This window comes from Streptomyces sp. AcH 505 (genome assembly GCF_000818175.1).
In the GTDB taxonomy this organism is placed as follows: Bacteria; Actinomycetota; Actinomycetes; order Streptomycetales; family Streptomycetaceae; genus Streptomyces.
The window spans coordinates 541,346-552,679 of the sequence record NZ_JTIY01000002.1 but is presented as its reverse complement, the minus strand read 5'-3'; the positions used below and the strand labels follow the sequence as shown (position 1 = coordinate 552,679).

Annotated in this window: 13 protein-coding genes; 8 read left to right on the top strand and 5 right to left on the bottom strand. The window is 71.1% G+C overall.

All coding sequences use genetic code 11. From position 1 onward, the window contains the following. From HY68_RS32615 to HY68_RS32605, 3 genes are all read right to left on the bottom strand, one after another. Positions 1-893: serine/threonine-protein kinase (locus tag HY68_RS32615; protein WP_157874537.1), on the bottom strand; the 893-nt coding region annotated here is incomplete at its 3' end. A 77-nt stretch (positions 894-970) separates the two neighbouring features. Continuing rightward, positions 971-1,693 (bottom strand): aspartate/glutamate racemase family protein, encoded by a 723-nt coding sequence (locus HY68_RS32610; protein ID WP_041998632.1) that lies wholly within the window; start codon positions 1,691-1,693, stop codon positions 971-973. 5 nt (positions 1,694-1,698) lie between these two features. After that, on the bottom strand, positions 1,699-3,168 hold the full coding sequence (locus HY68_RS32605; protein WP_041998629.1) for an NCS1 family nucleobase:cation symporter-1: 1,470 nt from the start codon (positions 3,166-3,168) through the stop codon (positions 1,699-1,701). 142 nt (positions 3,169-3,310) lie between these two features. Here HY68_RS32605 and HY68_RS32600 point away from each other — a divergent pair, with 142 nt between their 5' ends. The 3 genes from HY68_RS32600 to HY68_RS32590 all read left to right on the top strand — a co-directional run bounded on the left by HY68_RS32600 (position 3,311) and on the right by HY68_RS32590 (position 5,340). After that, a complete protein-coding gene (locus HY68_RS32600) occupies positions 3,311-3,991 on the top strand; it encodes a GntR family transcriptional regulator (protein ID WP_041998627.1) in 681 nt (226 codons plus the stop codon). Positions 3,992-4,093: 102 nt separating this feature from the next. Continuing rightward, the gene (locus tag HY68_RS32595; RefSeq protein ID WP_041998625.1) at positions 4,094-4,615 is read left to right on the top strand and encodes a GNAT family N-acetyltransferase; all 522 of its coding nucleotides are present in this window, start codon (positions 4,094-4,096) and stop codon (positions 4,613-4,615) included. Further along, positions 4,612-5,340, top strand: a complete 729-nt coding sequence (locus HY68_RS32590) for a peptidase E (protein WP_041998623.1) — start codon at positions 4,612-4,614, stop codon at positions 5,338-5,340. The genes HY68_RS32595 and HY68_RS32590 overlap by 4 nt, the downstream gene beginning before the upstream one ends. 60 nt (positions 5,341-5,400) lie before the next feature. On the opposite strand, the gene HY68_RS32585 is transcribed toward HY68_RS32590, so the two are convergent. Further along, complete coding sequence (locus tag HY68_RS32585) at positions 5,401-6,021, bottom strand: N-acetylmuramoyl-L-alanine amidase (protein WP_041998619.1); 621 nt, start codon at positions 6,019-6,021, stop codon at positions 5,401-5,403. A 215-nt stretch (positions 6,022-6,236) separates the two neighbouring features. Next, positions 6,237-6,668: an SRPBCC family protein gene (locus HY68_RS32580; protein ID WP_041998617.1), complete on the bottom strand. Its 432-nt coding sequence runs from the start codon at positions 6,666-6,668 to the stop codon at positions 6,237-6,239. A gap of 123 nt (positions 6,669-6,791) precedes the next feature. Between HY68_RS32580 and HY68_RS32575 the strand changes: the two genes are divergently transcribed. The 5 genes from HY68_RS32575 to HY68_RS32555 form a co-directional block, all read left to right on the top strand. After that, entirely contained in the window at positions 6,792-7,208 is a 417-nt protein-coding gene (locus HY68_RS32575; protein ID WP_041998614.1) for a cold shock domain-containing protein, read from the top strand. 119 nt (positions 7,209-7,327) lie between these two features. Beyond that, on the top strand, positions 7,328-7,957 hold the full coding sequence (locus HY68_RS32570) for an alpha-ketoglutarate-dependent dioxygenase AlkB (RefSeq protein WP_041998611.1): 630 nt from the start codon (positions 7,328-7,330) through the stop codon (positions 7,955-7,957). Positions 7,958-8,038: 81 nt separating this feature from the next. Continuing rightward, on the top strand, positions 8,039-9,532 hold the full coding sequence (locus HY68_RS32565) for a metallophosphoesterase (RefSeq protein ID WP_041998608.1): 1,494 nt from the start codon (positions 8,039-8,041) through the stop codon (positions 9,530-9,532). Positions 9,533-9,689: 157 nt separating this feature from the next. Then, on the top strand, positions 9,690-10,589 hold the full coding sequence (locus tag HY68_RS32560; protein WP_041998605.1) for an alkaline phosphatase family protein: 900 nt from the start codon (positions 9,690-9,692) through the stop codon (positions 10,587-10,589). A 1-nt stretch (position 10,590) separates the two neighbouring features. Next, on the top strand, positions 10,591-11,334 hold a 744-nt coding region (locus tag HY68_RS32555), incomplete at its 3' end, for an MFS transporter (RefSeq protein ID WP_157874536.1).

Genomic DNA, 11,334 nt, shown 5'->3' with positions numbered 1-11,334 from the left:
GCCCGGGTCGCGCGGTGGGCGGGGCGCCGGGCGGCCCAGCGGTCGGGGGCGGCCAGGAACCCGGCGGCCTGCCGGGCGGTCGGGCGCTCCTCGCTGTCCTTGGCCAGCAGCCGCAGCACGAACTCGTCGAACGCCTCGGGCAGGTCGGAGTGGTAGCGCCCCGGCGGGTCGGGGGCCACGTCGACGTGCTGGTAGACCATGGCCGTCGGCGTGTCCGCCTGGAACGGGGTGTGCCCGGAGAGGAGTTCGTACAGGACACAGCCGAGCGCGTACATGTCGGCGGGCGGTCCTGCCGGGCGGCCGAGGGCGCGTTCCGGTGAGAGGTAGGCGCTGGTGCCGATGATCTGGCCGGTGGTGGTGAGTCCGGCCGACGACTCGTCGGCGAAGCGGGCTATGCCGAAGTCGCCTATCTTCACGGTGTCGTCGGAGTTCAGCAGCAGATTGCCCGGTTTGACGTCGCGGTGCACGACTCCCTGCCGGTGTGCGGCGGCGAGCCCTTCGGCGACCTGGCCGCCGATCCTGGCGGTGCGCCAGGAGGGCAGCGGTCCGTGTTCGGAGATCTCGTCGGCGAGGCTCCGCCCCTCCAGCAGCTCCGTGACCAGGTACTGGCGGTCCGCGTCCGTGCCGGTGTCGTACACGGCGACCACATGCGGGTCGCTCAGCCGCGCCGCCGTCTGGGCCTCCAGGTGGAAGCGGGCGACGGCCGCTTCGTCGGCCTGCCGGTTCAGCAGCAGTTTGACGGCGACGGGCCGTCCCAGGACCTCGTCGACCGCCCGCCAGACCTCGCCCATTCCGCCGCGGCCGAGCCTGCTGAGCATCCGGTAGCGGCCGGCGAGCAGGCGGGGCGCCGTCGTCCCCGCCCGCCCCCGTGGTCCGTCGTCGTCAACGTGCATGGGAGGGACCCCCTGACATACGGGTGCGCGGGTACGGGCGAGCGGTCATTGCTCTCTTGTGCCCCGTGTTCGCGACCTCATCCTGCCGTCGCACCGGTCGGCCAGGTTCGCCGCTTGGGCAGTGGCCTGGCGTAACCCCCGGTACGGCTCGTGTTCAGCTCCAGGGCGACGAGCGACTCCGCGAGGCGGACGGCAGCGGCGACCCCGTCCACGACGGGCATGGCCAGCCGCCGCGCCAGCGCGGTCCGCAGTCCTGTCATCCCTGCGCAGCCGAGGACCAGCACTTCGGCGCCCGCCGCGACGGCCCGTTGCGCCGCCGCCAGGAACGCCTCCGTGGTGCGCCGCTCGTCGCCGAGGTCGAGGACACCGAGGCCGGTGCCCTCGACGGCGGCGCAGTGGGCCGCGAGCCCCGCTGTGTGCAGGCTGTCCTCGATCTGGCCGCGTGAGCGGTCCAGCGTGGTGACGACGCCGTACCTGCGCCCCAGCAGGCAGGCCAGATGGGCCGCGGCTTCCGTGATGTCGACCACGGGTACGTCGAGCAGTTCGCGGGCGCCCTCCCTGCCGTGCTCGCCGAACCCGGCCATGACGACGGCGTCGTACGGCCCCTCGTAACGGCGGAGGGTGTCGAGGACCGCGGCCGCCGAGAGATAGCTGTCCAGCCAGCCCTCGGCGGACTCGGGTCCCCAGGCGGGCGTCAGCCCGGTGATCGTGGTGCCCGGGCTCGCGACCGCCCGGGCACCGCGCACGATCTCCTCGGTCATCGACCGGGTCGTGTTGCAGTTGGTGACGACGATCCGCACGCCGTTCAGACCTCCGCGAGTGCCGTGGGAAGGGCTTGCGCGCGTTCGGCTCTGCCCAGCGCCGCGTAGAGCGCGGCAGCGGCCGCCGTACCGATGAACCAGGAGTACGGCGCGACGTCGCCGAAGTACGGCACGAGCGCGAGTACGGCGGCGACGGCGGCGGACGGCAGGAACGCCCACAGCGCCCTGGGGTTGACGCCCCTGCGGTAGTAGTAGCGCGAGCCGGGCCGCCCGTCGAAGAGCGCGTCGACGTCGACGCGTCCGCGCTTCACCCAGTAGTAGTCGACCATGATCACCCCGAACAGCGGGCCGAGGAAGGCGCCGAGGCCGCCGAGGAAGTAGTTGACGACGTTCGGGTTGGAGTAGAGGTTCCACGGGGTGACCAGTAGCGCCGCGACAGTGCTGATCATTCCGCCGATCTTGAAGGTGATCTTCTGCGGCCAGACGTTGGCCAGGTCGTAGGCGGGTGACACGAAGTTCGCGACGATGTTGACCCCCATCGTGGCGATGGCGAAGGTCAGCGCGCCGAGGACCAGCACCCAGGTGTTGCCGACCTTGGCGACGAGCAGCGCGGGGTCGGTGATGGCCTCGCCGAAGACCTCGATGGATCCCGCGGTGACGACGACGGAGACGATGACGAACGCCGTCGAGTTGATCGGCAGGCCCCAGAAGTTGCCCCGGCGCACCGTGCGCTGGTCGGGCGCGAAGCGGGAGAAGTCGCAGAAGTTGAGCATCAGCGTGCCGTAGGTCGCGAGGATCAGCCCTATCGCGCCGAACCACTGCCGGAACTGCTCCCCCCTCGGGACGGGGTGCGGGGTGGAGGTCAGGGAGATGCTCCAGCCGGCCTTGGCGAGGACCCATACGGCGAGGGCGATCATCACGAGCCAGATCGCGGGGCCGCAGAAGTCCTGGAACTTGCGGACCGATTCCATGCCCTGCCCGATGATCAGCGCCTGGAGGACCCAGAGGGTGAGGAAGGAGGCCCAGCCGAGCGCGTCGAGCCCGAGGAAGGAGTGGTGCGTCCAGGAGACCAGTCCTGGCGCGGCGGCGAGCAGCATCACGTTGACGGCGACGGACGCCAGATAGGTCTGGATTCCGTACCACATGATGGCGATGACGGCGCGGATCAGCGCGGGGATGTTGGCGCCCCAGACGCCGAAGCTGATCCGGCTGACCACCGGGAAGGGGACGCCGTGCCGCTGGCCGACGCGGCCCATCAGATTCATGCCGGCGTAGATGATCACGAAGCCGACGAGCAGCGCGGTGAAGATCTGCCAGGCGTTCATGCCGAGGACCAGCAGTCCGGCGGCGAAGGTGTAATTGCCGAGGTTGTGGACGTCCGACATCCACATCGCGAAGAGGTCGAACACCTTCCACTTCCGGCTGCCGGCCGGGGCCAGGTCGGCGTTGGTGAGCCGGGGGTCGGGGACGAACGGGCTGATGCCGGTGGCTTCTGCGGGGTCTGCGAGGGACACGGAGCCTCCCGATGAGGGAACGGGGACGGGCGGGTTTGGTATACCAAACCCGCCGTCATGGTCCCGCCGCCGAGTGCCACCGGCCGTGTCCCGGCGGTTACGGCTCCGTTAAACGGTCCGTGCTTCGTGGATCATTGGTCCCATGACCACCGCCGAACCCCTGGGCGCCGTGCGCGAGCGCGTACTCGCCGGGCTGCGGAACGACATCATCGGCGGCCGCCTGCGGCCGGGCGACCGGCTCGTCGAGCGCGAACTCGCCGACCGCTTCGGGGTGTCCAGGGTCCCGGTGCGCGAGGCCGTGCGCGCCCTGGTCGCCGAGGGCTTCGTCCTCTTCGAGACGCCGCGCCGCGCCGTGGTGCGCCGGCTCACCCCCGGGGACGTGGCCGAGCTGTTCGAGCTGCGCGAGGCCCTGGAGGTGTACGCCGCTGGGCTCGCCGCCACCCGCGCCGACCGCGCGGGGCTCGGCCGGCTGGCCGGGCTGCTCGACGACGCCACGGCGGCGACCCGCACCGGCGACGCCGAGCGGATCACCGACATCAACACCCGCTTCCACGACCAGGTGCTGGCCATGGCGGGCAACAGCCTGATCGTGTCCGTCCTGGAACCGGTCGACGGGCGGCTGCGCCTGCTCACCCGGCAGAACGAGGAATGGCCGCAACTGCTGGCCGAACACGGTGAGTTGTACGCGGCCATCGCCTCCGGCGACGCGGACCTGGCCCGCGCGAGCGCGCTCGCCCACGTACGCGCAAGCCACCGCGCGACCTCGCGCCGCCTCTTCGGCGACGAAGCGCCCGCGCCGCAGGGGGACGCGCCGGCGCCGTAGGAGCACGGAATTTCCCGGGCCGCGCGCCGGTTGCCGTGGAGTCGCGGGCACAATGATCGCGTAGCCCGCCCGCCCCGTCACGCAGAGAAGTGCGAAGAGTCCATGGAAATACGCGCCGTCTCCTTCGGCCACCCCGACGCCGTCAAGCTCAACGACCGCGTACAGCTCGAATACGCCGAGCGCTACGGGGACGGCGGCGATGTGACGCTGCTCGATCCCGACATGTTCACGCCGCCGGGCGGGCTGTACCTGATCGCGTACGACGAGAACGGCACCGCGCTGGCGACCGGCGGCTGGCGGGCCCAGGAGCGCAACGGCGCGGGGTACTCGGACGGCGACGCGGAGATCAAGCGCATGTATGTCACGCCGGAGGCCCGCGGCCTCGGTCTTGCCCGGCGCCTGCTGGCCGCCCTGGAGGCGGACGCCGCCGCCGCGGGACGTACCCGGATGGTGCTGGAGACCGGCACCAAGCAGCCCGAGGCCATCGCGCTCTACGAGTCGAGCGGCTACACGCCGTGCGCCAAGTTCGGCGAGTACCGGCACGAACCGCTGAGCCGCTGCTACGCGAAGCCGCTGACGGCGGCTGCCCCCGCCGCCCCCGGCACGGCCGGTGGTGACGCGTGAGCGCACCGGAGCCGACGATCGTCGCCACCTCGGGCGGTCTGCGCCTCGGTGACCGTACGCGCGTCGCCTTCGACGCCCTCGCCCATCACGCCGTCGAGCTGTCCGGGGTCCACGGCCGCCGGCCGCGGGTCATGTACGTCGGTACGGCGATCGGTGACGACGAGCACTTCGCCGCGCGTATCGGCGAGGCGGCGCGGGTGGCCGGCTTCGACCTCACACCGTTGCAGCTGTTCCCGATGCCGAACATCGAGGACATCGAGGCGACCGTGCTGGACCAGGACGTCGTCTGGGTCATGGGCGGCTCGGTGGCCAACCTGCTGGCCGTGTGGCGGGTCCACGGACTCGACACGATCCTGCGGACCGCCTGGCAGGCCGGTGTCGTACTGACCGGCGTCAGCGCGGGGTCCATCTGCTGGTTCCAGGGCGGTACGACCGACTCCTTCGGCCCCGAGCTGCGCCCGGTCACCGACGCGCTCGGCTTTCTGCCCTACGGCAACGGCGTCCACTACGACAGCGACGAAGGACGCCGCCCGCTGGTGCACCGGCTCGTCGCCGACGGGACACTGCCGCTCACCCACTGCACCGACGACGGGGTGGGTCTCGTCTACCGCGGCACCGAACTGGTGGAGGCGGTGTCGGAGGCGCCGGGCAAGGGCGCGTACATCGTCAGCCGTGCCGGCGACCGGGCCGTCGAGGAGCGCGTCGAGCCCCGCCGACTGCCCTGACCCGCGGGCTTCCCGGCCTCGCGCGGGCCGGACGGTGCCGTCCGGCCCACGAGGACACCGTCAGGGAGCGGCCTTGACGAGCTTCATGTAGCGGGTCCAGTCCCACAGGGTGCCCGGGTCGGTGTGGTCGGCGCCGGGGACCTCCACATGGCCGATGATGTGAGCGCGGTCCCTGGGGATGGCGAACCGGTCACAGACGGCGGCGGTCAGCAGCGCCGACTGCTGGTACATCTTGTCGGTGAACCAGGAGGCGTCGTCGATCCAGCCTTCGTGCTCGATACCGATGCTGCGGGTGTTGTAGTCCCAGTTCCCCGCGTGCCAGGCGACGTCGCGCTCCCGTACACACTGGGCGATGTAGCCGTCCGCCGACCGGACGACGTAGTGTGCGGCGGCCGCGTGCGCGGGGTCCTGGAAGAGTCTGACGGTGTCGGCGAAGGTCTCTTGTGTCACATGCACCACGACCATCTCGATCGGGTACTCAGTGGGGCGCTGGGCCGCCGTGTAGTTCGAGGTGCTGGCCGGGGTCCAGTGAGTGGCGGGGTAGCCTGCCGCCGTGCGCGGGGTGTTACGGGGTGCGGCGGCGGCACTAGCGGCGAGCGGGGTGAGGGCGGCCGACGCAGCGAGCGCGGCCGCTCCGGTGAACAGGCGCCGACGGGCTGGGTGTTGGCGTGCGGGCTCCATGTGGACTCCTGACAGGGACGGCGTGGGGTCGCGTACATGTCACATACATGCTGTGCGCTCATGATGCTCAACACCCCACGCCCTGCCAAGGGAACGGCCCATCTGCCAAAGGACCGACCAAAGGCGGAACGTCCCTGGTCAGCGGGGAAATCCACCTGACTGGCCGTCACTCGGACGCGTCAACCGTCCTGACCTGAGGAAACGTCAGACCGTCTTCACGAAACGACCGGGTGCTCGCTGCGCTCCTTGAAACCGGCCGCCTCCAGTTCGATGTAACGCTCCATCAAGGATCCCGCGAGGGCGCCGACCACCGGACCGAGCAGACCGCGCTGCTCGATCGTCAGAATGACCACCGCACCGCCGGGCCCCTCGGTCACCTCGTGGGTGCCCCGGGTGCGGAGGCCGGCGCCGCCGGACTCCCAGGCGAAGAAGCGGCCGGGGCGCACATCGGTCACGGTCCACACCGCCCTGCGCAGCTTCGGCTGGTCGATCAGGAACTTGTTCCCGGGGATGATGCCCCAATCCCCCACGGCGACAAGAGAGTTGATCGACGGTGTGAGGTCGGGCCAGCTCGCGAGATCGCTCACCACCGCCCAGACACGGGAGGCCGGCGCTTCGATGCTCAGCGAGTACGTCCGAAGTGTCATGGGGCGATCTCCTTGGCTGCTGGTACGGAGCCGGTACACACGGTGTGTCCAGTATCGGGCGTGTGCCATGCTCTGTACCTGGTTTCGTCCGGGCAAGGGGCCCGGTGTTGACGGGGGTGTGGCATGGTCACTGGTCGCGTGGTGCGCTTCGACGGGGCGCGGGGTTACGGGTTCATCGCGCCGGACCACAGTGCGGATCACAGCGGGGAGGACGTCTTCCTGCACGTCAACGATCTCCTGATCCCCGAGTCCGCCCTGCGCCCCGGCCTTGTGGTGGAGTTCGAGATCGAGGAGGGCGACCGCGGGCTCAAGGCCTCCCGGGTGCGGCTGCCCGAGGGGGCGGAGCTGCCCGCGGTGTCCGTCGCCCGGCAGCCGGCCGGCGACGACTCGATGTGCGACCTGCTCAGCGCGGAGGAGTTCCTGCACGAGGTGACCGAGACCCTGCTGTCGTCGGAGCCGTCGCTCACCGGTGACCAGATCCTGCGGATCCGCCGCGGCCTGCTCCAGTTCGGCAAGGGCCACGGCTGGACCGAGGGCTGACCACTCCCGAGGGTGTCGCACGCGGCGGTCGCGGTCCTCCGGGGCCCGGCCGCCGCCGTGCGTCCGAGGCGCGCCACCGTATAGCTCACTTGTTCGAGTGTGTGGTTATGCTGGGGGATATGTCGACTCATCTACAGGGGTCCCTCTTCGACCAGGGCGACGCGGTACGCGTCGGCCCGCTGCACGACGTCCGGCGTACGGTGCTGGGCGACGGGGCCTGGATCGATCTGCTGCCCGGCTGGGTCAGCGGGGCCGCGGCGCTGTTCGACGGGCTGGTCTCGGACGTGCCCTGGCAGGCCGAGCGCCGGCAGATGTACGACCGCGAGGTGGCCGTACCCCGGCTGCTCCGCTTCTACCGGGACGGCGCGCCCCTGCCGCATCCCGCGCTGGAGACCGCCCGCGACGCGCTCTCCGCGCACTACGCCGCCGAACTGGGCGAGCCGTTCGCCACCGCGGGGCTCTGCTACTACCGGGACGGCAGGGACAGCGTGGCCTGGCACGGCGACCGGACGGGACGCGGTGCCCGGCAGGACACCATGGTGGCGATCCTCTCCGTCGGCGAGCCGCGTGACCTCGCCCTGCGTCCGGCGGGCGGCGGGGCGCCCGGCCGGCGGGTGCCGCTCGGCCACGGCGACCTGATCGTGATGGGCGGCTCGTGCCAGCGCACCTGGGAGCACGCGATCCCGAAGACGACGCGCGACGTGGGCCCCCGGATCAGCGTCCAGTTCCGGCCACACGGCGTGCGCTGAGGGCGTGCGCCGGGGGCGCCGAGGGAAGCGTCCGGCGGACCCACGCTCCGTGCCCCACCTGCGAGTTGCTACGGTGCGGCGATGCCTTCCTCTTCACGCGACTCGGCGGCCGGCGCCGGCTGGCACGGCCAGCGGCCCGGCAGCTACGAGAGTCTGCTGCCGCCCACCGCGAAGAAGCTCTCCTGGTTCGACCCGGGCACGCTGTGGAAGGCCCGCAACGGGCCGCTCGCCTCCCTGTTCGGGGATCCGACGGGCGAGGACCGGCGCCGCTGGGTCAAGGGCCAGCTCGACCGGGGTGTCCCGCCCGACCTCATGATCGAACGCGACGACCCCGACTCGTTCTCCTTCATGCTCTTCGGCGACACGGGCGAGGGCGACGCTCCCCAGTACGCCGTGGTGCCGGGCTTCCTCAAGGCGAGCGAGGGAACGCGCTTCACCGTCCTGTCCAGCGACGTGCTCTACCCGGTCGGCAGCGCCAACGAGTACGGCACCAAGTTCTTCCAGCCGTACCAGCGCTACCAGGCGCCGATCTACGCCATACCCGGCAACCACGACTGGTACGACGGCAACACCGGCTTCATGCGCGTCTTCTGCGACGCGCCCGCCCTGCCGCCCGCCGCCCCGCCGGCGAAGCTGTCGCGCGCGTGGTGGCGGGGACTGCTGTGGAGGCGGCCCGAGGTACCCGACGAGCAGCGTCTCGCCGAGGCGCGGGCGCTGCGCTCGGCCCCCGCCCAGCAGGCCGAACAGCCGGGCCCCTACTGGGCGATCGACGCGGGACCGCTGCGGATCATCGGCATCGACACCGGGCTGCTCGGCACGATCGACGCGGAGCAGGGGCAGTGGCTGCGCCGGGTCTCGCAGGGGCCGAGGCCGAAGATCCTGGTCACCGGATCGCCGATCTACGTCGACAACAAGTACGAGCCGTGCGCGATCGAGGGCGGCGGCACCGTGGACGAGATCGTCCGCGATCCGGACTGCCACTACGTGGCGGCGATCGGCGGCGACATCCACAACTACCAGCACTACCCGGTCGACGTGCACGGGCGCACCATCCAGTACCTGGTGTCCGGCGGCGGCGGTGCCTTCATGCACGCGACGCACACCATCGCCCGCATCACCACCGGCGGGGTCACCGAGGACGAGTTCCGCTGCTACCCGCTGCGCGGTGACTCCCTGGCGTTCTACAGCGGGGTGTACGGCCGCCGGTTCCATCTGCGGCGGTTCTTCGAGCTGACCTCCGAGCAGGCCACGGCGGTGATCTCGAAGCGGCTCGGCATCCGGGCCACGCGCGGCACCGACGCCCGGGTGACCCTGCGCGTCCGTCTGGTCGCCGCCCTGCTGGGGGTGGCGAAGCAGCGCAGGCGCAGGTCGTGGTTCCGGCTGCCGGTACGCAAGATCTACGCCCAGCTCTTCTCGCCCGGCTCGGTGACGTTCACGCCGCCCTTCTTCAAGAGCTTCCTGCGTCTCGACGTGACACCGCAGACCCTGCGGATCCGCTGCTTCGCCGCCACCGGCAACCTCGAACAGGAGCTGGACCCGCCGGTCGAGGACGAGATCGTCATTCCGCTCGGCTGACCCGGGCATCCCCAACGCCGTTACGACCCGGGGGCGTTGGGGAACCCGGCGCCCACCGGACGTTCTCCGGTACTTCATCTGGACGGCGCTTCGGGCGCCGTCCCGCTTCCCTACACTCGCGGTGCACCTCCCCGTCCCCCCGAACCGGAGGTAAGCCGTGTCCGGCTTGTCCGTACGATGGCCGTCGCCCCGCCGCTCCCGTACCGTCGTCGCCTCGCTCGCCTGCTTCGCCGCCGCCTGCGCCGGGCTCTGGGCCGGTCTCGGCGGCGCTTCGAGCGCCCAGGCCGCGGGCAGTGTGCCGACCCCCGACCATGTGGTCGTGGTGGTCATGGAGAACCACGCCTACAGCCAGATCATCGGCAGTTCGAGCGCGCCGTACATCAACTCGCTGAAGTCGGGCGGCGCCAACCTCACCGCCTCGTACGCCATCACGCACCCCAGCCAGCCCAACTACTTCGCGCTGTTCTCCGGTTCGACCCAGGGAATCACGGACGACGGCTGCTACACGCCCGGTTTCTCCTCAGCACCGAACCTCGCGTCCGAGCTGGCGGCGGCGGGCAGGACCTGGGCGAGCTACAACGAGACGCTGCCCAGCGCCGGTTCGACGACCTGCAACAGCGGCAAGTACGCCCGCAAGCACAACCCGTGGTTCGGCTTCAAGAACGTCCCGACGTCGACGGCGCGCACCTTCGCGCAGTTCCCGACGGACTTCGGCCAGCTGCCGCAGGTCTCGTTCGTGACGCCGAACCTCTGCAGCGACATGCACGACTGCTCGGTCGCCACCGGCGACACCTGGCTGAAGAACAACCTCGGCGCCTACGCCACGTGGGCGAAGACGCACAACAGCCTGCTCGTCGTCACCTTCGACGAGGACAACTCGCTCTCCGGCAACAAGATCACGACCGTGCTGTACGGGCAGCCGGCCAAGGCCGGTTCGTCGTCCTCGACGAAGTACACCCACTACAACGTGCTGCGCACCATCGAGGACATGTACGGCACGGCGCACGCGGGGCAGGCCGCCAACGCCACGGACATCACGGGCATCTGGGCCTCCTGACGTGTACGTAGCGGACAGTCGCGGCGCCCCCGCGACGGCGCCCGCCCGGGGACCGTCCGGGCGGCGCGCCGCTGTCGCGCCCACGGTGCTGGCCCTGGGCTCCGTCAGTCTCATCACGGACGTCTCGTCCGAGATGGTCACCGCCGTCCTGCCGCTCTACCTGGTGACCGGGCTCGGTCTCTCACCGCTCGGCTTCGGACTGCTCGACGGCGTGTACAACGGCTTCAGCGCGCTGGTACGGCTCGTCGGCGGCCATCTCGCCGACCGCGGCGGCCGCCACAAGTCCGTCGCCGCCCTCGGCTACGGACTCTCGGCGATCTGCAAACCCCTGCTCCTGCTGGTGAGTTCGCTCCCGCTGATCGGCGCGGTGCTGGCCGCCGACCGCACCGGCAAGGGACTGCGTACGGCGCCGCGTGACGCGATGATCTCGCTCGCTTCGGCGCCCGAGTCACGCGGCAGGGCGTTCGGCGTGCACCGGGCGATGGACACGGCGGGCGCGCTGCTCGGACCGCTGGTGGCGTTCGTGATCCTGCGCGCCACGGTGGACGGGTACGACGCGGTGTTCACGGTCAGCTTCTGTGTCGCCGCGGTCGGCGTGGTGGTCCTGGTGCTGTTCGTGCCCGGTGCACGCGCCGGGGCGAAACGCACCGACGGGGCACCTGACCGCCCGGCCGCCGGGGGCGTCTCGCTGCGGGCGGCCGTGGGGCTGCTGCGCCGGCGGGACGTGCGGCGGCTGTCGGTGTGC